Origin of the sequence: Nonomuraea ceibae (genome assembly GCF_019396325.1) — a bacterium.
In the GTDB taxonomy this organism is placed as follows: Bacteria; Actinomycetota; Actinomycetes; order Streptosporangiales; family Streptosporangiaceae; genus Nonomuraea; species Nonomuraea ceibae.
On record NZ_JAHKRO010000132.1, the window covers coordinates 1 to 22,517 of the forward strand.

General features: G+C 74.1%; 18 protein-coding genes. 15 read left to right on the plus strand and 3 right to left on the minus strand.

The genetic code is table 11. The annotated features are described in order from the left end of the window. Positions 1–147 precede the first annotated feature (147 nt). From KME80_RS43060 to KME80_RS43090, 7 genes are all read left to right on the plus strand, one after another. Positions 148–1,092 carry an SWIM zinc finger family protein gene (locus KME80_RS43060; RefSeq protein ID WP_219517344.1) on the plus strand — a complete coding sequence of 315 codons (945 nt, stop codon included), beginning with the start codon at positions 148–150 and terminating at the stop codon, positions 1,090–1,092. Next, positions 1,089–2,603: a DUF5691 domain-containing protein gene (locus tag KME80_RS43065; protein ID WP_308126167.1), complete on the plus strand. Its 1,515-nt coding sequence runs from the start codon at positions 1,089–1,091 to the stop codon at positions 2,601–2,603. Before KME80_RS43060 ends, KME80_RS43065 begins: the two co-directional genes overlap by 4 nt. Then, positions 2,600–3,664, plus strand: coding sequence for an ATP-binding protein (locus tag KME80_RS43070; RefSeq protein ID WP_219517345.1), 1,065 nt, complete (start codon positions 2,600–2,602; stop codon positions 3,662–3,664). Before KME80_RS43065 ends, KME80_RS43070 begins: the two co-directional genes overlap by 4 nt. A 580-nt stretch (positions 3,665–4,244) precedes the next feature. After that, the gene (locus tag KME80_RS43075; protein ID WP_308126168.1) at positions 4,245–6,602 is read left to right on the plus strand and encodes a DUF5682 family protein; all 2,358 of its coding nucleotides are present in this window, start codon (positions 4,245–4,247) and stop codon (positions 6,600–6,602) included. Then, positions 6,595–7,755 (plus strand): VWA domain-containing protein, encoded by a 1,161-nt coding sequence (locus tag KME80_RS43080; protein WP_219517347.1) that lies wholly within the window; start codon positions 6,595–6,597, stop codon positions 7,753–7,755. Before KME80_RS43075 ends, KME80_RS43080 begins: the two co-directional genes overlap by 8 nt. 144 nt (positions 7,756–7,899) lie before the next feature. Beyond that, entirely contained in the window at positions 7,900–9,258 is a 1,359-nt protein-coding gene (locus KME80_RS43085; RefSeq protein WP_308126169.1) for an MFS transporter, read from the plus strand. Between the two features lie 10 nt (positions 9,259–9,268). Next, positions 9,269–10,273: an enolase C-terminal domain-like protein gene (locus KME80_RS43090; protein WP_219517349.1), complete on the plus strand. Its 1,005-nt coding sequence runs from the start codon at positions 9,269–9,271 to the stop codon at positions 10,271–10,273. Between the two features lie 11 nt (positions 10,274–10,284). Here KME80_RS43090 and KME80_RS43095 read toward each other — a convergent pair whose 3' ends face one another. Beyond that, positions 10,285–11,424 (minus strand): ROK family transcriptional regulator, encoded by a 1,140-nt coding sequence (locus KME80_RS43095; RefSeq protein WP_219517351.1) that lies wholly within the window; start codon positions 11,422–11,424, stop codon positions 10,285–10,287. Between the two features lie 116 nt (positions 11,425–11,540). Between KME80_RS43095 and KME80_RS43100 the strand changes: the two genes are divergently transcribed. Genes KME80_RS43100 through KME80_RS43115 form a run of 4 tightly spaced genes read left to right on the plus strand, consistent with a single transcriptional unit; the run spans position 11,541 to position 14,857 of the window. Next, positions 11,541–12,443, plus strand: a complete 903-nt coding sequence (locus KME80_RS43100; RefSeq protein WP_219517353.1) for a glutamate ABC transporter substrate-binding protein — start codon at positions 11,541–11,543, stop codon at positions 12,441–12,443. Next, complete coding sequence (locus KME80_RS43105; RefSeq protein WP_219517356.1) at positions 12,443–13,087, plus strand: amino acid ABC transporter permease; 645 nt, start codon at positions 12,443–12,445, stop codon at positions 13,085–13,087. The genes KME80_RS43100 and KME80_RS43105 overlap by 1 nt, the downstream gene beginning before the upstream one ends. Further along, positions 13,084–13,908: an amino acid ABC transporter permease gene (locus KME80_RS43110; RefSeq protein ID WP_219517358.1), complete on the plus strand. Its 825-nt coding sequence runs from the start codon at positions 13,084–13,086 to the stop codon at positions 13,906–13,908. The genes KME80_RS43105 and KME80_RS43110 overlap by 4 nt, the downstream gene beginning before the upstream one ends. Continuing rightward, a complete protein-coding gene (locus tag KME80_RS43115; protein WP_219517360.1) occupies positions 13,901–14,857 on the plus strand; it encodes an asparaginase in 957 nt (318 codons plus the stop codon). The genes KME80_RS43110 and KME80_RS43115 overlap by 8 nt, the downstream gene beginning before the upstream one ends. Here the strand turns inward: KME80_RS43115 and KME80_RS43120 are convergent. Further along, positions 14,832–16,256 carry an LCP family protein gene (locus KME80_RS43120; RefSeq protein WP_308126170.1) on the minus strand — a complete coding sequence of 475 codons (1,425 nt, stop codon included), beginning with the start codon at positions 16,254–16,256 and terminating at the stop codon, positions 14,832–14,834. The genes KME80_RS43115 and KME80_RS43120 overlap by 26 nt on opposite strands. Positions 16,257–16,397: 141 nt before the next feature. Here KME80_RS43120 and KME80_RS43125 point away from each other — a divergent pair, with 141 nt between their 5' ends. Both KME80_RS43125 and KME80_RS43130 read left to right on the plus strand, forming a co-directional pair. Next, positions 16,398–17,252 carry a crotonase/enoyl-CoA hydratase family protein gene (locus tag KME80_RS43125; protein ID WP_219517361.1) on the plus strand — a complete coding sequence of 285 codons (855 nt, stop codon included), beginning with the start codon at positions 16,398–16,400 and terminating at the stop codon, positions 17,250–17,252. A gap of 10 nt (positions 17,253–17,262) precedes the next feature. Next, a complete protein-coding gene (locus tag KME80_RS43130) occupies positions 17,263–18,204 on the plus strand; it encodes an alpha/beta hydrolase (protein ID WP_219517364.1) in 942 nt (313 codons plus the stop codon). Here the strand turns inward: KME80_RS43130 and KME80_RS43135 are convergent. Further along, positions 18,177–19,619, minus strand: a complete 1,443-nt coding sequence (locus KME80_RS43135; protein WP_308126171.1) for an alpha/beta hydrolase family protein — start codon at positions 19,617–19,619, stop codon at positions 18,177–18,179. The two genes, KME80_RS43130 and KME80_RS43135, sit on opposite strands and share 28 nt — an antisense overlap. 145 nt (positions 19,620–19,764) lie before the next feature. Between KME80_RS43135 and KME80_RS43140 the strand changes: the two genes are divergently transcribed. After that, a complete protein-coding gene (locus KME80_RS43140) occupies positions 19,765–20,886 on the plus strand; it encodes an exonuclease SbcCD subunit D (RefSeq protein ID WP_219517368.1) in 1,122 nt (373 codons plus the stop codon). Next, positions 20,887–22,517: AAA family ATPase (locus tag KME80_RS43145; protein ID WP_219517370.1), on the plus strand; the 1,631-nt coding region annotated here is incomplete at its 3' end.

Sequence of the window (22,517 nt, forward strand, 5' to 3'; positions counted from 1 at the left end):
CCCACACCCCCCACCACCCCACCGCACCCCCCGACGACCGCCCCGGAGGCCACGTCAGGGATTGAGGCTGGCGCTGTCTCCGCGGCCGGGCCCGGGTCCGCGCCCCAGCCTGCGGCCGAGCTCGGGACCGGGTCCAGAGCTGGGGCTGTGGCCGCGACTGCGTCCGGGGTCGTGCGGCAGGGGCGGGTGGCGGCCGGGATGGCGGAGCTGGAGCGGTGGCTCGCCGACCAGGTGCGGCAAGGCCTCGCGGGGGCCGGGGAGCACTACTGGGAGGGCGTGGCCAAGCGGCTCGTCGACGCCCAGGCCCCCGGAGCCGCCGGTGCCGTCTCCCGGCTGGCGCGCGTCAGGGCCATGGACGAGTGGCCGGGGCGTCTCCTGGAGGAGTACGCCCTGCTCCACCTGCTGGCCGTCGCCTACCGCCGCCGCGCCGAGCTGCCGCCCGACCTGGCCGAGACGGTGATGATGCGCACCGGCTTCCCCGTCACCCGGGAGACGGTCCTGACCAGGCCGCCCGTCCGTGACCTGTGGGACGTGCTCGGCCTGCGCGACGAGACGCAGGACCGGCTCACCGCCCGCCGCGTCTGGCTGCGCGGCCGCGAGACGGGCCGGGCCGCCCTCGTGCTGTCGTTCGCGCCGCCTGGCCGCCCGCTGGACGCCTCCCTGGTCACCGGTTCCACGATCGACGCCGACCTGGCCTTCTACCCGGGCGCCGCCCCCTTGCGCGCCCTGGTCGCCACCCACCACCCGGACGTCGCGGCCCCGACCGAGCGGGTGCCGCCCGGGCTGACGCCGGACGAGGCGATGGGCGAGGTGGCCGCCGCCCTGGCCGCCGACCCGTGGACCGACTCCTGGCCCCTGGTCCTGGCCGGCGTGGTGCCGGACGCGCCCTCGGCAGGCACGTCCTCTGTAGGCACGTCCGCTGCGGGCGCGGCCTCGGTGGGCGGCTTCCCACTGCGGCGGGTCACCCGCGCCTGGTGGCGGCTGCTCGCCGTCTCCGGTGGCCGGCCGGTGACCGTGGCCGCCGAATGGACCCCGTACGGGCTCAACCTGCTCACCACCTGGGACGACGACGGAATGGCGGTGATCCTGTGACCTCGCCCGCAGATCGGGTGCACTGGGACGCCCTGACCTCCACCGCCCTCGTGGGCACCGACCGCAGGCCGTACCAGGGCGACCTGCTGGCCGACGCGGCCGTCGAGACAGCCCGCCGCCGCGCCGGCCGCCGCCCCACCCCCGAACCTCACACCCCGGAAACCTCCACCCCCGTACGGCCCGCCCCCGGAGCCCCCACCCCCGTACGGCCCGCCACCGAGGAGGGGCAGTCCCTCATCGGACGGGCAGCGGATGAGGGCGAGGCGGCCAGCGGGCAGCCGGTCCCTATACAGCAGGCCGCTATCGGACGGCCAGCCCCCGAGGAGGAGCAGGTCGTCGTCGGGCGGGCGGCGGCAGGGCGGTTGGTGCGGATCATGGGAGGTGACCAGCGCAGGCTGCTGGGCGAATGGCTGGAGGCGGCGGCCGCCACCGGCCGCAGGGTGCCGCCTGCGGTGCTGCCCGAGCTGCTGGAGCACGGCCTGTCCGACCGGTCGATCCGCGCGCACATCGGCAGGCTCGCCGGCCGGCGCGGCAGGTGGCTGGCGGAGCGGGCCGAGCGGTGGGCGTACCTGCTGGAGGAGCCCACCGGTGAGACGTGGGAGCTCGGCAGCGCCGCCGACCGGCTCGCCTACCTGCGGCGGCTGCGGGCCGCCGAGCCCGGCGAGGCGCGGCGGCTGCTGGAGAGCACGTGGGAGCGCGAGACGCCGGACGACCGGGCGGCGTTCATGGCGGTGATGGCCGCCGGGCTGTCGATGGACGACGAGCCGTTCCTGGAGGCGGCGCTCGACGACCGCAGGCGCGAGGTGCGCCAGGAGGCGGCCAACCTGCTCACCCGGCTGCCCGGCTCGCGGCTGGCCGGGCGGATGGCCGAACGGGCCCGCCGCTGCCTGGCCGTCGGCCCCGCCGTCATCCACGTCGAGGCGCCCGAGGCGTGCGACAAGGCGATGGAGCGCGACGGCGTACGCGCCAAGCCGCCGCGCGGCATCGGCGAGCGGGCGTGGTGGCTGCAACAGGTGATCGCCCGGGCGCCGCTGTCGACGTGGGAGCTGCCGCCGCACCGGATGCTGCGCAAGCGCATGCCCGAATGGCACGACGAGGTGCGGGCCGCCTGGGTGCGCGCCGCGGTGCTGCAGCGGGACCCGGAGTGGGCGCGGGCGATGTTCGCCTGGGATCCGATCGCCGACCTGCTCGAGGCGCTGCCGCCGGACGAGCAGCAGGAGCTGGCGGCCGGGTTCGTCAACGACCACGACCCCGACGGCCAGCTGATCATGGTGCTGGGCGGCGTCGCGCCGTGCTGGCGGGAGCGGCTCGCCACCGCCGTCCTCCGCAAGATCGTCAGGGTGGCCGCCACCCAGCCGTGGAACCTCGGCGAGCTGGTCAGGCTCGCCGGCGAACGCATCGACCCCGCGCTCGCCGCCCTGGCCGAAGGGTTCTCGCCGGTGCCGCCCGTCCAGGAGGTCGCCGCCCTCCTGCGTTTCCGAGCCGACATGCTGAGGGAGCTCTCCCCATGACCGTCCTGCGCCCGCACGCCGAAGACCAGTACGCCGACGAGCTGGCCCTGCTCGCCAAGGAGGACGACCGGCCCCGGCCGCCCGGCTGGAAGCTGTCGCCGTGGGCCGTCACCGCGTACATCCTCGGCGACGGCGACCGCGTCACGCCCAAGTACGTAGGCGCCCGGCGGATCGTCGAGGTCGCCGTCGCCACCCTCGCCACCGATCGGGCGCTGCTGCTGCTCGGCGTGCCCGGAACCGCCAAGACCTGGCTGTCGGAGCACCTGGCCGCCGCCATCAGCGGCGACTCCACCCTGCTCGTCCAGGGCACCGCCGGCACCGCCGAGGAGGCCATCCGCTACGGCTGGAACTACGCCCGGCTGCTGGCCGAAGGCCCGTCCCTCGACGCCCTCACCCCGTCGCCCGTGATGCGCGCCATGGCCGAGGGGCGGCTCGCCCGCGTCGAGGAGCTCACCCGCATGCCGTCCGACGTACAGGACGCGCTGATCACCGTGCTGTCGGAGAAGACGCTGCCGATCCCCGAGCTCAACCGCGAGGTCCAGGCCGAACGCGGCTTCAACGTGATCGCCACCGCCAACGACCGCGACCGCGGCGTCAACGAGCTGTCCAGCGCGCTGCGCCGCCGCTTCAACACCGTCGTGCTGCCGGTCCCCGCCACCGCCGAGGAGGAGGTCGACATCGTCACCCGCCGCGTTGCCCAGCTCGGGCGGTCGCTGGAGCTGCCCGAGACCGGCGCCGGGCCCGCCGAGATCCGCCGCGTTGTCACCGTCTTCCGCGAGCTGCGCGCCGGGGTCACCGAGGACGGGCGCACCAAGCTCAAGTCGCCCAGCGGCACGCTCTCCACCGCCGAGGCCATCTCCGTCCTGACCAGCGGCATCGCCCTGGCGGCCCACTTCGGCGACGGCGTCCTGCGTCCCGCCGACGTGGCCGCCGGCCTCGTCGGCGCCGTGGTGCAGGAGCCGGTGTCGGACCGGGTGGTGTGGCGCGAATACCTGGAGACGGTGGTCCGCGAACGCTCCGACTGGCGCGACTTCTACCGCGCCTGCCGCGAGGTGTCATGACGCCGACCCCACACCTTCCCCGAGATCTGTTCCCCGCCCCACGGGCGGCCCGAGGGCTGGCCGACCTGGGACCGGCGCGGCTCCACGAGACGGCGCGCTTTCCTAGGGGGACGCGACCCCGAGGGCCGGAAAGCCCGCCGAGGGACCCGCAACCTCTGGGGATGACACGCCTTGCAGGGGTGGGGCGCTCGCTGACGGTGGCTGGCCTTGCGCGTGTGGCGTGCCTTTCGGCGGGGTCGCGGCCTCCTGGGACGGCGGGCTTTCCGGAGGTCGGGTGCCTTGCGTGGGTGGGATGTCTTGCGGGGGTGGGGCGTCCGCTGACGGTGGCTGGCCTTGCGCAGGTGGCGTGGCTTTCGGCGGGGTCGCGGCCTCCTCGGGCGGCGGGCCTTCCGGAGGTCGCGTGTCTTGCGTGGGCGGGGTGGTGTATCGCGGGGGTGGGGCGCTCGCTGGCGGTGGCTGGCCTTGCGGGGGTGGCGTGCCCGCTGAGGGGGTTGTGGGCTTCGGGGGTGGAGTGGTGTGGCGAGGGGGTGCCGGGGGGTTGGTTTCCGGGGGCGGTTCGGGGTGGGGAGGTGGGGGAGCGGTGGGGGTGACGGTTCTCGGGGTGCGGCATCACGGGCCGGGGTCGGCGCGGGCGGTGCGGGCCGAGCTGGAGCGGCTGCGGCCCGGCGTGGTGCTGATCGAGGGGCCGCCGGAGGCCGACGGGCTCGTCGGGCTGGCGCCCGAGCTGGAGCCGCCGGTCGCGCTGCTGGCGCACGTGCCGGGCAGGCCCGACGCGGCGGCGTTCTGGCCGTTCGCGGCGTTCTCGCCGGAGTGGCAGGCCATGCTGTACGCCACCGAGGCGGGCGTCCCCGTACGCTTCTGCGACCTTCCGGCGGCCTGCAGCCTGGCGGCGGACGAGGACGAGCGGCCCCGGGAGACCGATCCCATCGGCGCGCTCGCGGAGGCCGCCGGGTACGACGATCCGGAGCGGTGGTGGGAGGACGTCGTCGAGCACCGGGGCGACACGCCGTTCGAGGTGATCGCCGAGGCGATGGCGGCCGTCCGGGAGGGGTACGCGCCGGCCGGCCGGGAGGCCAGACGCGAGGCGTACATGCGCAGGACGCTGCGCGCGGCCGTCAAGGAGGGGCACGAGCGGATCGCCGTCGTGTGCGGCGCCTGGCACGTGCCCGCGCTGACCGGGCCGCTGCCGCCGGTCAAGGACGACGACGCGGTCCTGCGCGGGATGCCGCGGGTGAAGGCCGCGCTGACGTGGGTGCCGTGGACGTACGGGCGGCTGGCCTGGTGGAGCGGCTACGGGGCGGGGGTCAGCTCGCCCGGCTGGTACGACCATCTGTTCACGGTGCCGGACCGGCCGGTGGAGCGGTGGCTGGCGGGCGCGGCGGCGGTGCTGCGCGAGGAGGGGCTGGCGGTGTCGCCCGCGCACGTGATCGAGGCCGTACGGCTCGCGGAGGGGCTGGCGGCGTTGCGCGGCAGGCCGCTCGCCGGGCTCGGCGAGGTCACCGAGGCGGTCAGGGCGGTGCTGTGCGAGGGTGACGAGCTGGCGGTGGAGCTGGTGCAGCGGCGGATGGTCGTCGGCGACCGGCTGGGCCGGGTCACCGACGGGACGCCGATGGTGCCGCTCCAGCGTGACCTGCGCGACCAGCAGCGGGTGACGCGGCTGCGGCCGGAGGCGGCGGACCGGCGGCTCGACCTCGACCTGCGCAAGGCGCTCGACCTGGCGCGCAGCCGCCTGCTGCATCGGTTGCGGCTGCTCGGTGTGGGCTGGGGGGAGCCGGTGGAGGCGCGGGGGAAGGGGACGTTCCGGGAGTCGTGGGCGTTGCGGTGGCGGCCGGAGTTCGACCTGGCGCTCATCGAGCGGGCGGCCCTGGGCACGACCGTGGCGGCCGCCGCCTCCCGCCACGCCCGCGACCAGGCCACCACCCCCGCCTCCGCCCCAGCCCCCGTGCGCGGACGAACCGGGCCCGCTCCGGCTCCCGGGGCTTCCCCCGCTCCTGCTCCTGGGCTTGGGGGAAGAGGAGGGGCCGCCCCCGGGCCCGGGGGGAGGGGCGGTGGGCCCGCCCCCGCTCCAGGGCTCGCAGCCCGGCGAAGGGCTGGGGGCGTTGGGGGTGGGTTGTCGTTGGCGGGGTTGACCGGGTTGGTCGAGCAGTGCCTGCTGGCCGATCTGCCGGAGGCGTTGCCCGAGGTGCTGGGGGCGTTGTCGGCCAGGGCCGCGGTCGACACCGACGTGACGCACCTGATGGCGGCGCTGCCCGCGATGGCGCGTGCCCACCGTTACGGGGACGTGCGGGGGACGCCGGCGGAGGGGCTGGCGGTGATCGTGCGTTCGATGCTGGACCGGATCTGCGTCGGCCTGCCCGTCTCGGTGGCCGCGCTGGACGACGGGGCCGCGACTGCCCTGCTGGAGCATGTCGATGCCGTCCATGCCGCCGTGGCCCTGCTGGAGGAGGACGGCGACGGACGGGGGGAGGGGCCGCGGGGGCGGTGGCTGGCGACGTTGCGCGGCATCTGTGACCGGCCGGAGCTGCACGGCCTGGTGGAGGGCCGGTTGACCAGGATTCTGCTGGACGCGGGGGAGCTCGGCGACGCCGGTGACCGGATGTCGCGGGCCATGTCGCGGGGCGGGCCGCCGGCGCGGGCGGCGGCGTGGATCGAGGGGTTCCTGGCGGGTGGCGGGCTGCTGCTGGTGCACGATCCGCGCCTGCTGGGGCTGGTCGACGCGTGGCTGTCGGGGCTCGGCGACCAGCAGTTCGTGGAGGTGCTGCCGCTGCTCAGGCGGACGTTCGGCGGCTTCGCCGTACCGGAGAGGCGGGCGATCGGGGAACGGGTGCGGTCGGCGGGGGCGCCGGGCGGGCCGGAGGGGGAGCGGGAGCTGAACGCGGAGCGGGCGGCGGCGGCCGCCACGACGGTGCTGGCGATTCTCGGGAGGCGGCATGGATGACGAGCGGCTGCGCAGGTGGCGGCTGGTGCTGGGCGGCGGGGAGGCCGACGGGACCGGTCACCGGCTCGGGGGCGCCGACCTGGGCATGGACGGCGCGCTGGCGGCCGTCTACGAAGGGCGGGAGGGGCGCGGCGGCGGGCTGGGGGCGTCGGCGCCGAGGGTGGCGCGGTGGCTGGGCGACATCAGGACGTACTTCCCGGCGCCGGTCGTCCAGGTGATGCAGCGTGACGCGATCGAGCGGCTCGACCTGACGCGGCTGCTGCTGGAGCCGGAGATGCTGGAGGCGGTCGAGCCGGACGTGCATCTGGTGGGCACGCTGATCGCGCTCAACCGGGTGATGCCCGACCGGGCGCGGGAGTCGGCGCGGTCGGTGGTGCGGTCGGTGGTGGCGGAGCTCGAACGCCGGCTCGCGCAGAAGACCAGGGCGGCCGTGACGGGCGCGCTCGACCGGGCGGCCCGGACGCGCAGGCCGAAGCGGGTGGCCGACATCAACTGGAACCGGACGATCCACTCCAATCTCGGCAACTACCTGCCGGAGAAGGGCACGCTGGTGCCGGAGCGGCTCGTCGGGCACGCGCGCCGGCAGCGGGCGGTCGGGCGGGAGGTGGTGCTCTGCGTCGACCAGAGCGGGTCGATGGCGTCGTCGGTGGTGTACGCGAGCGTGTTCGGGGCGGTGCTGGCCTCGATGCGTTCGCTGAAGACGTCGCTGGTGGTGTTCGACACGGCGGTGGCGGATCTGACCGACCGGCTGCACGATCCGGTGGAGCTGCTGTTCGGGACCCAGCTGGGCGGCGGCACCGACGTCAACCGGGCGGTCGCCTACTGCCAGGGGCTGCTGACCCGGCCGGCGGAGTCGCTGTTCATCCTCATCAGCGACCTGTACGAGGGCGGGGTCAGGGAGGAGATGCTGCGCCGCGTCAACGCGATGACGCGGGCGGGCGTCCAGGTGGTGGTGCTGCTGGCGCTGTCGGACGAGGGCGCGCCCTCCTACGACCGGGAGAACGCGGCGGCGCTCGCGGCGATGGGGGTGCCCGCGTTCGCCTGCACCCCGGACGCCTTCCCCGGCCTGATGGCGGCCGCGATCGAGCGGCGTGATCTCGGCCGGTGGGCCGAGGTCAACCTGAGCGCCCCCGGGGGTGGGGCCGGGCCCTGAGGGGCAGCCTGGGGCGTCGGCGCGCCGGTCGACGATGACGGCAGGGCCGCCCTAGGGCGAACGGCCTACGCCCTGCGCCCGATGTGCTGAGCAGGGGGTTCGCTATAGCTTCCGATCATGACTACTACCGTTGAATCGCCTCCCGTGAGCGTGGTCTCAGCCCGCTACCGGGCCGTCAGCGTCGGGCTGGTCGCGCTGGTGATGCTGGTGGCGTTCGAGGCGATGGCGGTGGCCACGGCCATGCCCGTGGTCGCCCGCGAGCTGGGCGGCATGCACCTGTACAACCTGGCCTTCAGCGCCACCCTGGCCGCCAGCGTGATCGCCACCGTGCTCGGCGGCCGGTGGAGCGACGTGCGGGGGCCGATGCAGCCCATCGCGACCGGCGTCGTCGGCTTCGTGGCCGGGCTGCTCGTCGCCGGTTTCGCGCCGACCATGGAGGTGCTGGTCGCCGGCCGGTTCGTGCAGGGGCTGGGCGCCGGGCTGATCCAGGTCGCGTTGTACGTGCTGGTGGCCCGGGTCTATCCCGGGGAGATGCATCCCAAGGTGTTCGCCCTGTTCTCGGCCGCGTGGGTGGTGCCGTCGATGGTCGGCCCCGCGATCGCCGGGCTCGTGGTGGAGAACACCGACTGGCGGTGGATCTTCTGGGGCGTCACGCTCATCGTGATCCCCGCGGCGCTGCTGCTGTGGCGCGGCGCGGGCGGCCAGGCGGGCGGTCAGGCGGGCGGTGACGGCGCCGCCGGGCCCGCCCCCGGCCTGGGCGGCAAGCTCGTCTGGGCGACGGTGACGGCCGCGGCCGCCGCCCTCATCCAGTACGGCAGCGCGCTCCAGCTCAGCGGCGTCCCGCTGCTCGCCGCCGGTGTGGTCCTGCTGGCCGTCGCCCTGCCCCGGCTGCTCCCGGCCGGGGCGCTGCGGGCCGCCCGCGGGCTGCCGACCGCGCCCGTGCTGCGCGGCCTGGCCTACGGCGCGCTCATGGCGGCCGAGGTGCTGATCCCGCTCATGCTCATCAACGAGCGCGGCCTGACGCCCACCGGCGCCGGAATCGTCCTCACGATCGGCGCGCTCGGCTGGTCCACCGGCTCGTGGATCAAGGGCCGCGGCACCATCAGCAACCTGACCGCGCTGCGCGGCGGCGCGCTCATGGTGGCCGCCGGCATCACGCTCGTGTCGTTCGTGCTCGTGGACGCGGTCCCCATCGCCCTGGCGTACGTGGCCATGGCCGTCGCCGGGCTCGGCATCGGCGCCCTGCACCCGACGGTGTCCGTGATGGTGCTGGAGATGTCCAGGACCGGCGAGGAAGGCCAGAACAGCGCGGCGCTCGGCGTCGGCGAATCGGTGTTCACCGTCGTCGCCGTCGCGGTCACCGGCGCCCTGTTCACCGCGGCCGGAGAGGCGTACCTTGTCGGACTGGGCTTCACCGTCGCGCTCGCCCTCCTGGCCGCGATCCTGGCCCCGCGTTTTGCCCAGCCTGCCGGGGCGGGCACACTGGAGGGGACCGCGTCATAAAGGGGGGTACATGCCGCGAGTGCGCGAGCTTGAGGTGTTCCGTGTGGTCCTGCCGTTCGGCAGGCGCACGGAGAGCCTCCTGGTGAAGCTCACGGATCACGGCGGCATGATCGGCTGGGGTGAGGCCGTGAGTCCCGCCCCGAAAGCCTGGTCCCGCCTGGAGGAGACGCTCGGCGCCGAGCTCGTGGGCGTCGACTGGGAGCATCCCGACAGCGTCCCCGGCGACGATCCGGCCGTGGACCTGGCCTGCTGGGACCTGTGGACCCGGATGCGGGGCGTGCCGCTGGCGGACGCCATCGGCGGCACCCGCACCTCGCTGATGGCCACGGTCCGGCTCACGCCCGACGCCTCCCTGGAGAGCCTGGTCACCCGGGTCAACCAGCAGGTGTGCGCGGGCTACGGGCACGTCACGCTCGACGTGCGGCCCGGCTGGGACGTCGAGCCCGTCCGCGCTGTGCGCGCCGCCTATCCGGCGCTCACGCTGGCCGTCGACTGCGCCGGCTCCTACACCGACGACGCCCAGCTCGTGGCGCTCGACTCGTACGGGATCGAGGTCATCGAGCGGCCGTTCGCGGCCACCGACGTCTTCGCCCACGCCGCGCTCCAGGACCAGGTGACCGCTTCGGTGGCGGTCGAGCTGCGCACCACCGCCGACCTGGACGACTACCTGACGGTCCGGGCCGCCAAGGTGCTGCTGCTGCGGCCCTCGGCGTTCCCGTCGCTGAGCGAGGCGCGCCGCGCCCACGACCGCGCGTCGGCGGCGGGCTGGGACATCCAGTGCACCGGAGGCGAGGGCGCCGGTCCGTCGCGCGCCGCCACGGTCGCCGTCGCCGCTCTGCCCGGCTGCACGCTGCCGTGCGACGTGACGCAGCCGCCGCGCAACAACCAGATCGTCGAGCCGATCGTCGGCGCCAACGCCGGCGTGATCGCGGTCCCGTTCACCCAGCCGGGCCTCGGCCACGCGGTCGACGAGACCCGGGTGCGACGCCTGGCCAAGGACTACTTCCACGCCTGACCGCTGCCGGTTCAGCCTGACAGGGCGGCGTCCAGCAGGAGGGCGCCCGCGCCGAGCAGGGCGGCGTCGCGGCCGGCGCGGGCGGGGGCGATCTCCAGGTCGCGGGTGGCCAGCGGCAGGCACCGCTCGTAGACCGTGGCCCGGATCGAGGTGACCAGCGGCTCGGCGGCCGAGAGGCTGCCGCCGACGGCGACCACGTCCGGATTGAAGAAGTTCACCAGCGCGGTCAGCACCTCGCCGATGCGCCGCCCGGCGCCGCGCACCAGGCTGGTGGCCTCCGGGACGGCGTCGTTGACCAGCGCCACGATGTCGGCGGTGCGCTCGACCTCGATCCCGGCGGCGGCCAGCGCCCCGGCCAGGGCGGCGCCGCTGGCGTGCACCTCCAGGCAGTCGGCGTGCCCGCAGGCGCACACGACGGTGGCGGCCGAGCGGACGGGGACGTGGCTGATGTCGCCGGCCGCGCCCCGGCCCCGGTGCAGGCGGCCGTTGACGATCATGCCGCAGCCGATGCCGGTCCCGGCCTTGAGCACCATCAGGTTCTCGCTGCCCGGCCAGGAGCGGGCCTCGCCGACGGCCATGAGGTTGGCGTCGTTCTCCACCAGGATCGGCAGGTCGTAGCGGGCGGCCAGGCTCTCGGCGACGGGGTAGTCGTTCCAGCCGGGCATGCGGGAAGGGTTGACGACGCGGCTGGTGGCGGGGTCGACGGGGCCGGGGATGCCGGTGCCGACGCCGCGCAGCGGCACGGTGGCGGGCACGTGCGCGGCGAGCAGGTCGTCGAAGGCGTCGGCCAGCCAGCCGAGCGTGTGCCCGGGGCCTTTGGCGATCTCGCAGGGCCGTTCCTCGACGACGAACGGCACGCCGCTCAGGTCGAGCAGGCCGAGCCGGGCGTGGTGGGCGCCGAGGTCGGCGACGGCGAGCACGCCCGCGCCGGGGGACAGGCGCAGCCGCCGGGGCCGCCGCCCGCCGCGTGAGGGGCCGGAGCCCTCCTCGGCGAGCAGTCCCGCCTCGATCAGCTCCTCCACCCGCAGCGACACGCTGGAGGCGGCCAGCCCTGATAACCGGGCCAGGTCGGCGCGCGACTCGGCCTCGCCGAAGGCGACGAGCCTCAGCAGGTCGCCCTGCGCCCCGTGTACGGGCAGCCGCTGATCCATGAGCAGATGAATATCACGTGTCCCATAAGTTCGACAATCGCTTGACTTGCTCCGAAAAAGACCACTAGCGTCCGCGTTGTCTTCGATATCGAACGAAGATAGGAAGTGAGTTGGACATGAAGAGGATGGTCGCCGCGCTCGCCGTGGCCGTGTTAGGACTCGCCGCCTGCGGAGAGGCGAGCAGCCCCGCGGTGCCGGGGGCGTCGAAGAAGGCCGACGTGCTGGCCGGCGCGCCCGTGGCCGCCGCGGCCGACATCCTGCCCGGCTCCACGATGGAGAAGATCAAGAAGCGCGGCGAGCTCATCGTCGGCGGATCGCTGGACGCGCCGCTGCTCTCGCAGCAGAACCCGGTCACCGGCGAGATCGAGGGCTTCGACGCGGACCTGGGCAAGGCGCTGGCCACGTACATCATCGGCGAGCCCAAGGTGAAGATCGTCAACTCGGCGTCGGAGACCCGGGAGGCGCTGCTCGCCAACGGCACCGTGGACGTCGTGTTCCAGACGTACACGATCACGCCGGAGCGGGCCGAGCAGGTCTCCTTCGCCGGGCCGTACTACACCTCGGGCCTGACCATCGCGGTGAAGAAGGGCACCACCGGCATCACCAAGCCGGAGGACCTGAACGGCAAGAAGGTGCTGGCGGGCGCCAACACCCCGGCCATCCCCGCGATCAAGAAGCTGGCCCCGCAGGCCGAGATCATCACGTTCGGCAGCGACCCCGAGTGCATGCAGGCGCTCAAGCAGGACCGCGGCGTCGCCTACGTGCAGGACGAGACCCTGCTGGTGGCCAACGCGCAGAAGGACCCGTCGATCGAGATCGTCACCAAGCCGTTCACCGCGGACCCGTACGGGATCGGGCTCAAGCACGGGGACGAGGACTTCAAGAAGTTCCTCAACACGTGGCTGAAGAAGAGCCAGGACGCCGGGGTCTGGCAGCGGATCTGGAAGAACTCCATCGGCACCGTCGTCACCGGCGACGCGCCCGCGCCGCCCCAGATCGGCTCCGTGCCGGGGTCCTGATGTCCGTCCTGTTCGATCACCTGCCCGAGCTGTGGCGGGGCCTGATCGTGACGTTGCAGCTCACCGCCGCGTCCTTCGCGGGCGCGGCGGTGCTCGCCGTGCTCGTCACCGCGCTGCGGGTGAGCCCGGTGCGCGTGCTGCGCGCGATCGGCACCGCGTACGTGGAGGCGTTCCAGAACCTGCCGCTGCTGGTGCTGCTCGTGCTGGCGGTGTTCGGCCTGCCCGAGATCGGCATCCAGGCCGGCCTGCTGACCACGGCCATCGTGGTCATCGCCGTGTACGAGGCCGCCTACCTCGCCGAGGCGCTGCGCTCCGGCGTGAACGCCGTGTCCAAGGGGCAGGGCGAGGCGGCGCGGGCGATCGGGCTGACGTTCTCCCAGTCGCTGCGGCACGTCATCCTGCCGCAGGCGCTCCGCACGGTCGTGCAGCCGATCGGCAACATCTTCATCGCCACCGCGATGAACACCTCGCTGGCCGCCGCCGTGGGCGTGGTCGACCTGACCGCCGCGGCCAACCGGGTCAACCTGACCGAGGCCCAGCCCATCCCGATCTTCGTCGGCGCGGGGCTCGCCTACGCGCTGATCGCCGCCTGCGCCGGATTCGTCACCGGGCGGCTCGAACGCAGGCTGGTGATCCTCCGATGAGCAGCACGGCGCTCTTCGACGAGCCCGGTCCACGGGCCCGCCGCCGCATCCGCGTCGCCACCGTCCTCGGCGCCCTCGCCGCGATCGCGCTCGCCGCCCTGGCCGTGCGGCAGTTCGCCGCCAACGGGCAGCTCGAGGCCGCCCGCTGGCAGCCGTACGCGACCTGGCCCATGTGGCGCTACCTGCTCGACGGGCTGTGGTCCACGGCGCTGGCCGCCGTCGTCACCGCCGCGCTCGCCATGGCGGCCGGGATCATGCTCGCGCTCGGCCGGCTGTCGCACCGGCGCTGGGTGCGGCTGCCCGCCGCCGCCTACGTCGAGGTGGTCAGGACGATCCCGGCGCTGCTGCTGGTGTACGTGGTGCTGTTCGCGCTGCCCCGGTACGGGCTGGACCTGCCGCTGTTCTGGAAACTGGTGGTGCCGCTGGCGGTGTCGAACGCGGCGGCCTTCGCCGAGATCTTCCGTGCCGGCATCCTGTCGGTCGAACGCGGCCAGACCGAGGCGGGCCTGGCCGTCGGCCTCACCCGCTTCCAGACGATGCGCCTGGTCGTGCTGCCGCAGGCCGCCCGGCGCGTGCTGCCGTCCATCGTGAGCCAGTCGGTCGGCCTGCTCAAGGACACCTCCCTGGGCTTCGTCGTCAGCTACGCCGAGCTGCTCTACAGCGGCAAGGTGCTGGCCGCGTACAACGGGCTGCTGATCCAGACGTACCTGGTCGTCGCCCTCATCTACCTGCTGGTCAACCTGTCGCTGTCCAAGCTGGCCCGCACGCTGGAGGCCCGCCAGCGGCTCGCCGTACCGAAGAGGAGACTCGCCCGTGCCTGAACTCGCCGTCCTCGCCGAGGTCGTACGCTCCGGCTTCACCGAGAGCGTCCACTACGGCGGCGCCGTCGGGCTGGACCCGTCGGGCCGCGCCGAGGTGGCGCTCGGCCCGGTGGAGGCGCCGGTGCTGCCGCGCTCGTCCGCCAAGCCGTTCCAGGCGCTGGCTTGCCTGACCGCCGGGGCGGCGCTGGCCGGGCCGAGCCTGGCGATCGCGGCCGGCAGCCACACCGGCGAGGACTTCCACGTCCGGCTCGTCGGCGAGCTGCTTTCCGCGTACGGGCTCGGCTTCGGCGCGCTGGCCTGCCCGGCGTCCTGGCCCGAGGACGAGGCCACGCTGCACGCGCTCGTCCGGGCGGGCGCCACGCCGTCACGCGAGCGGATGAACTGCTCCGGCAAGCACGCCGCCATGCTGGCCGCCTGCGTCGCCAACGGCTGGGACACCGCCTCCTACCTGGCGCCCGGCCACCCGCTCCAGCAGGCGGTCCGCGCGGTCACCGAGGAGCTGTCGGGGGAGAAGGCCGCGCACGTCGCCGTGGACGGCTGCGGCGCGCCGCTGTTCGGGCTGTCGCTGACCGGGCTCGCCCGCGCCGTGCAGGCGCTGGTGCGCGCCGCACCCGGCAGCGCCCCGCGCCAGGTCGCCGACGCGATGCGCGAGCACCCCGAGTACGTCGGCGGCACCGGCCACCAGAACACCGAGCTCATGCGCGCCCTGCCCGGCGCGCTGGTCAAGGGCGGCGCGGAGGGCGTGCTGGTCGTGGCGCTCGGCTCCGGTCACGCGGCGGCGGTCAAGGTCATCGACGGCAGCCCGCGCGCCACCACCGTCATCGCCCTGGACGTGCTGCGCCGGATGGGCTGCGACGTGACGGGCGCCGCCGCGTTCGAGAGCGTGGACGTGCTCGGCGGCGGCGTGCCGGTGGGGCGGATCGTCACACCTTCCCGCACCCGTCCGTGAGCGCCCTGGCCGGGTCCTCGTCCTGCTGAGCCCGGGCCGGGTCGCGCTTCTTCGTCCTGGTGGGGGAGGGCGTCGCCGAGGCCACGACCGGGGCGGCGCCGCTGGATTCGCGGATCTCCTTGCGCGTCAGGGCGCGGATCTTGTCCCAGTCGGGGTTGCCGGTGTGGATCAGCGGCGGCACGAACTGGATGCTCGTCACCTCGGCCTGCTGCACCTTCATCGCCAGCGGCACCAGGTGCGTGAGCATGTCACGCGGGATGTCGGTCTGGATCAGCTCCTTGGTCGCCGCCGCGACCTGGTTGAACCGGCTCAGCACGGTCGCCGGGTCGGCCTGGTCGAGCAGGGCCCCCAGCACGCAGCGCTGGCGGCGCATCCGCGTGTAGTCGTCGCTGTTGGTGCGCGAGCGGGCGTACCACATCGCGTCGGCGCCCTTCAGCCTGCGCGTGCCCGCCTTGACCAGGCCCTCGTTGTAGCGGCCGAACACCACGTCCTGCTCGACGGTGAGCGTGACGCCGCCGATCGCGTCGATCAGCCGGGCGAACCCCCACATGTTGACCAGCGCGTACCAGTCGACCTCCAGCCCGAGCGTGTAGCCGATGGTCTCCATCAGCACCCGGGCGCCCTGGTGCTTCCTGCCGCCGAAGATCTCCGGGTGCGCGTCGGAGTACTCCCACACGCTGTTGAGCAGGTCGCTGCGGCCGCCGCCGGGATCGGCGGGCAGCCGGAAGCCGTCGGGGAAGCGCTCGGCCATCGGCGTGCCCGGCTTGAACCGCACGTCCTCCAGGTTGCGCGGCAGGCTGATCAGCACCGTGTTGCCGGTGGCCACGTCGACGCTGGCCAGGTTCATGCTGTCGGTGCGCACGCCCGGCCGGTGGTCGTCGGCGTCGCCGCCCAGCAGCAGGATGTTGACCCGCTCCCGGCCCGCCCACGGGTCCTCAGGGCGCACCGGCTCGCCCTGCGCCCGGGGGTCGGAGGTGGGGTTCTTGAAGATGCTGTTGATCAGGTCGCGGGAGGTCCAGGCGTACTGCGCGGTCGCGCCGAACGGCACGATCACCGCCACGGCCAGCAGGCCGGCGACGGTGCCGGTGACGATCTGCTCGCTCTGGCGCAGCGTGCCCGGCCGCAGCACCACGAACGAGTGCACCATCATCGCGAACCACGCGACGCCCAGCACCGCGGAGCCGGCCGCGGCCACGGTGATCGAGGCGTCGTCGACGAGCGTGCCCGCCAGCCCGGCCAGGCCGCCGGAGGTCAGCACCACCCACAGCAGGGCCAGCAGCAGCGCCGCGTAGCAGCTGAGCAGCACCAGGCCCGTCCTGCGCCACCCCGCGCGCAGGTGCGCGGCGCCCGGGGCCAGCGCGGCCAGCGCCAGCCACCCGAGAACCTTGACGGCACCCACCCGAATCCTTCCCTGGACCACACCATCCCCGCTTCCCCGACGGCCTCGCCGTAGGCCGAATCGAGGCGGCAGCCTACGGACAAAATACGAAATCTACGTTTATGAATGAGTGAACTTCTACGACCGAATAAGATTCGGTCCATGGCGTTCTCTGAGATCGAGTACGAGGTGGCGGACCGGATCGCGACAGTCACATTGAATCGCCCCGAACGGCTCAACGCGTTCACCTTGACCATGCGCGGTGAGTTGATCGAGGCGTTCGACCGCGCCGACGCCGACGACGAGGTGCGCGCCGTCGTCGTCACCGGCGCCGGCCGCGCCTTCTGCGCCGGGGCCGACCTCGGCTCGGGCGGCGGCACGTTCGGCCACGTCAAGGACACGCCGGAGCTCGTCGACGGCCACCCGCGCGACGGCGGCGGCACCGTCGCGCTGCGGATCGCGAGCTCGCTCAAGCCCGTCATCGCCGCGATCAACGGCCCCGCCGTCGGCGTCGGCGTCACGATGACCCTCCCCATGGACGTGCGCCTCGCCTCCACGTCCGCGCGGTTCGGCTTCGTCTTCGCCCGCCGCGGCATCGTGCCCGAGGCCGCCTCCAGCTGGTTCCTGCCCAGGATCGCCGGCATCGCCCAGGCCATGGAGTGGGCCGCCACCGGCCGCGTCTTCGACGCCGACGAGGCGCTGCGCGGCCGGCTCGTCTCCCGCGTCCTCGCCCCCGGCGACCTGCTGCCCGCCGCCCACGCCCTCGCCCGCGAGATCGCCGACCACACCTCCGCCGTCTCCGTCGCCGCCGTCCGCCGCCTGATGTGGTCCGGCCTCTCGGCCGCCTCCCCGTGGGAGGCGCACGCCGCCGACTCCCGCCTGATGGCCGAGCTCGGCCCGTCGGCCGACGCCGTCGAGGGCGTCACCGCGTTCCTGGAGAAACGGCCCGCCGACTTCCCCATGAAGGTCAGCCGCGACCTGCCCCCGGGCCTGCCCTCCTGGCCCGGCGATCTCTAGGCTGTCTGCCATGTACAAGACCACCGTCCTGCAGCTCCCGCCCGACTACGAGGGCGAGGTCGTCGCGACGCTGCTGTGCCGGCGCGCCGAGTCCTCCCGCAGGGCGGTCCTCTACGTGCACGGCTTCACCGACTACTTCTTCCAGGACCACCTGGCCGACCACTACGTCACCCGCGGCGTCGACTTCTACGCCCTCGACCTGCGCAAGTACGGCAGGTCGCTGCTGCCGCACCAGACCAGGGGGCTCATCAGGAGCGTCACCGAATACTTCCCCGAGCTCGACGAGGCCGTCCGGATCATCCGGCAGGACCACGACGAGCTCACGATCAACGCCCACTCCACCGGCGGCCTCATCGTCCCCCTGTGGGCCGATCGCGTCCGAGGCCGCGGCCTCGTGCAGGGCCTCGTGCTCAACAGCCCGTTCTTCGACCTCAACGTCCCGGCCCCCGTCCGGCTGGCCGCCGACCTGCTCAAGACCCCGCTGTCCTACGTCACCCGGCCGCTGCCGCTCGGCTCCAGCAGCGTCTACGGCCACTCCCTGCACCGCGACCACCACGGCGAATGGGACTACGACCTGGACCTCAAACCGCTCGGCGGCTTCCACGTGCACGCCACCTGGCTCGCCGCCATCCGGCGCGCCCAGCGGCGGCTGCACGCCGGCCTGGGCATCGACGTGCCCGTCCTCGTCCTGGCCGCCGCCTCAGGACTGCGCGTACGGGACTTCGTGCCGGAGGCGCAGTCGGCCGACGTGGTCCTCGACCCCCGGCAGATCGCCCGCTGGTCCACCGCGCTCGGCCCGCACGTCACCTGCGTCCGCTTCGACGGCGGCATCCACGACCTGGTGCTGTCGGCCGAGCCCGTACGCAAGCAGGTCTTCGCCGAGATCGACCGCTGGATGACCGCCTACGTCCACCAGGGGGATGCTCACCAGGGGAACGAGAACAGGCCGTAGTAGGCGGCGGCGACCAGCAGCAGGCCGGTGCCGCCCAGCACGCCCGCGATCGCCACGTGCTGCCAGCGGCTCGGCCGCATGCCCTCGCGCAGCCCCGACACCACCGCCGCCACAGCCGTGACCTCCTGGACGAGCATGAGCACGGCCAGCACCCGCACCACCAGCCAGCCGGCCAGCACCGCCGGCCACGCCCCGGCCTGGTTGATCGAGAACAGCACCAGCAGCATGATGAACGCCACCACCGACACCAGCAGCCCGACCCCGGTCCACACCATCTTGGCCAGCCTGCGCCGGATCGGCGGCCACAGCCGGGCGTTCACCTCCGGCGTGTGGTGACGGCCGCGCAGCCGCACCACCATCGCCGCGACCGGCCCGGCCACGTACCCGACGGCCGCCAGGCAGATCGTCAGCCCCAGCATGGTGCCGCCCGCGTACCACGGAGCCGCCGGCACGTCGCTCGCCTCGAACCGCTGCACCGGCGTCGCGCCCGCCACGTGCACCGCCGGGACCGCCGTGCCCGGCAGGCCGAGGATCCAGTTGGCCATCGTCTCCAGGTAGCCGGCGGTGAACTCGCCGCCGTTGATCCGCATGGCGTGGTCGCCCCGGTCCATGAAGCGGATCGTGTACTTCTCGTTGCCCGCCGCCTTCATGGCCCGCATGAGCGCGTTGGTGGACTCCACGAACGGGATCGACGGGTCCGTGGTGCCGTAGAAGGCCAGCACCGGCTGGGTGATGCCGTTGAGCGCGGGCTGGGCGTCGTAGCGCAGGAAGTCGAAGCCGACCACGCCCATCGCCCGGGTCAGCAGGTCGCGTACGCCGATCGGCGCGCGCAGCCGCAGCAGCTGCTCGTTGAGCGCCCAGGCGACCTGCCGGAGGGGGGAGACGTTCGGCGACGACACCAGGATCACGAACCCGACGCTGTCGCTCTTGGCGGCGGCGATCGGCACCACCCAGCCGCCCTCGCTGACGCCCCAGATGCCGATCCGCGCCGGATCGACGTCGGGGCGGGTCTTCAGATACTCCACCATGCGCAACACGTCGTCGGCCAGCAGCCCGAAGTCGCGGTCACGGAAGTTGTAGCCGACCGAGCGCTTGTCGAACGCCAGCGTCACCACGCCCGCCATCGACAGGAACTCCGCCTGCGGCTCGAACTCCGTCCGCGACCCGTTGCCCGACCCCGACACGAACACCAGCGCCGGATAACGCCCCGGCGTCAGCGGCGCCCGTACGGTGCCCTCCAGCGTCTGCCCCTCCGCCGGGACCGCGATCTGCTCCTCGCCGTAGAGCGAGGACGCGTTCACGTGGCGCAGCTCCCCCTGGGGCTGCGGCGGCAGCGCCTGTAAAGCGGCATCGACCTTGAGCGGCGGCGGGTCGAACGCGGGAGGCAACACGTAACCCACCGACGCGAGAGCCACCAGTAACAGACCGGCGGCAACGCTCAAAGTGCCACGGCCAGTCCGCATCGGCCTCCCCATGTGCGTTGGTTTGCCCGCTGATCTTCCAGCCTACTCCCAGCCGGTGTGGCCACATGTGTCGGTGGGGCCTGTTAGCTTCCTGGGAATGCGGATCCTGCACACCTCCGACTGGCACCTGGGGCGCTCGTTCCACCGCGAGAGCCTGCTGTCCGGGCAGGCGGTGTTCGTCGACCACCTGGTCGAGACGGTGCGCGCCGAGGAGGTCGACGTGGTCGCCGTCGCGGGCGACGTCTACGACCGGGCGCTGCCGCCCGTCGACGCCGTGTCGCTGTGCAACGAGGCGCTCGGCCGGCTGCGCGACGCCGGGGCCAGGACGATCCTCATCAGCGGCAACCACGACTCGGCGCGGCGGCTCGGGTTCGGCGCCTCGCTGTTCGACGCCTCGGGCGTCCACCTGCGCACCGACCCCGACCGGGCCTGGGAGCCGGTCATCGTCGGCGACGTGGCCTTCTACGGCATCCCCTACCTGGAGCCCGAGCTGGTGCGCGGGCCGTGGGAGCTGGCCTCGCGCGGCCACACCGCCGCGATCACCCACGCCATGGACCGGGTGCGCGCCGACGCCGCCCGCCGCCGCCACTCCGTCGTCCTCGCCCACGCCTTCGTCACCGGCGGGCAGGCCAGCGACAGCGAGCGCGACATCAGCGTGGGCGGCGTCGCGCACGTGCCGCTCACCGCGTTCGACGGCGTCGGCTATGTCGCGCTCGGCCACCTGCACGGCCGCCAGCGCATGTCGGAGACGGTCCGCTACTCCGGCTCCCCTATCGCCTACTCCTTCTCCGAGGCCGGCCAGGTCAAGGGCATGTGGCTGGTCACGTTCGAGGACGGCGGCTTCACCGGCGCCGACTTCGTGCCCGCCCCCGTGCCCCGGCCCGTCGCCGTGCTGCGCGGGCGCCTCGACGACCTGCTCACCTCCCCGCGTCACGCCGACCGCGAGGACCACTGGCTGCAGGTCGTCCTCACCGACCCCGTACGTCCCCGCTCCGCCATGGACCGGCTGCGCGCCCGCTTCCCCCACACGCTCGCCCTGTCCTTCGACCCCGAAGGCGACCGCGCCGCCCCCGCCCCCGTGCGCCTCAGCGGCCGGCCCGAGGCGGAGGTCGCGCTCGACTTCGTCAGGGAAGTACGCGGCGAGCCTGCCGCACCCGACGAGGAACAGCTGCTAAGACAGGCGATCGAGGCATCCCGGGCAAAGGAGACGATGGCGTAGATGCGGCCGCACCGGCTCTCGCTGACGGCGTTCGGCTCCTTCCCCGGGTCCGAGACCGTCGACTTCGACTCCCTCGCGGAGTCCGGCCTCTTCCTCATCCACGGGCCCACGGGCGCGGGCAAGACCACCGTCCTCGACGCGCTCTGCTTCGCCCTCTACGGGCAGGTCCCCGGCCAGCGCAACAGCGCCCGCAGCCTCCGCTGCGACCACGCCCCCGCCGGCACCGGGCCCTCGGTCACCCTGGAGGTCACGCTCCGCGGCCGCCTCCTGCGCATCCGGCGCTCGCCCTCCTGGCAGCGCCCCAAACTGCGCGGCACCGGCCACACCGAGGAGAAGGCCAAGGTCATCGTCGAGGAACGCACCGGCGCCGCCTGGCACGGCCTCACCACCCGCGCCGACGAGGCCGGCGACCTCGTCGGCGGGCTGCTCGGCATGAACGCCGACCAGTTCTGCCAGGTGGCCATGCTGCCGCAGGGCGACTTCGCCCGCTTCCTGCGTGCCTCCGGCGACGACCGCCACAAGCTCCTCGGCCGCCTCTTCACCGTCAAGACTTTCACCCAGGCCGAGACCTGGCTGGCCGACCACCGCAAACGCGCCTGGCGCGACCAGCAGGACCTGCGCCAGCAGGTCGACTACGCCGTCCAACGCCTCGCCGAGGCCGCCACCGACCTGGCCCTCCCCTCGCCGTCCACCGAGGACCATGCGGCCCAGCTCGCCTCCTCCACCGGCGGCCACTCCGGGGCGTCCCCGGAGGACGCGGGCCGGGAGACGGCGCTGCCCGGACCCGAGGACGATCCGGTCGAGTGGGCCGGGGCGCTGCTGGCCGCCGCCCAGGCCGCCGTGCTGACCACCGCCGAACGGCACGCCGAGGCCGAACGGGCATGGCGTTCCGCGGGCGCGCGCTTCGAGGAGGCGTCCGCCCTCGCCGCCCGGCAACGCCGCCACGCCGAAGCCCTCACCCTGCGCCGCACCCTGGACGAACGCGCCGAGGAACGCGCCGAGCTCCAGGCGATCCTCGACGACGCCGCCCGCGCCGACCGCGTCGTCCCCCTGATCACCGCCGCCCGGCACCGCGCGGAGGCCGCCACCAAGGCCGCCACCCTGGCCGCCGACGCCCTGACCCGCGCCCACCCGCTCCTCCCACCCCCGAGCGCAACCCCCGCTGCGGGCAGCCATGCTGTCGCCGGGCCGCAGGTCGAGTGGCTTGCCGGGCTGGAGAGGCAGCGGCGGGCCGAGAGCGCCCGCCTGTCGGAGCTGCTCACCGAAGAGGCCCGCCTGCTGGTCGTACGCCGTGACCTGGGCAGGGTCGAAACCGAGCTGGCCACCCTCGAACGCGACGACGAGGCCACCACCGCCCGCCTGGCCGAGCTGCCGCACCTCCTTCAGCAGGCCGAGACGCAGCTCGCCCGCGCCCGCGCCGACGCCGCCCGGATCCCCGCCGTGGAGGCCGTACGGGATGCCGCCGCCGACCTGATCGAGGTCGACGGCAAGCTGGCCCGCGCGGCGGCGGAGCTCGACGACCTGGCCGAGCGGGAGGCCGAGGTGGCCGCCGCCGAGGCGGAGCTGCCCGCCCGGGTCGCCGAGGCCGCCGCGAGGCTCGACGGCGTACGGGCCGAGGCGGCGGCGGTCCC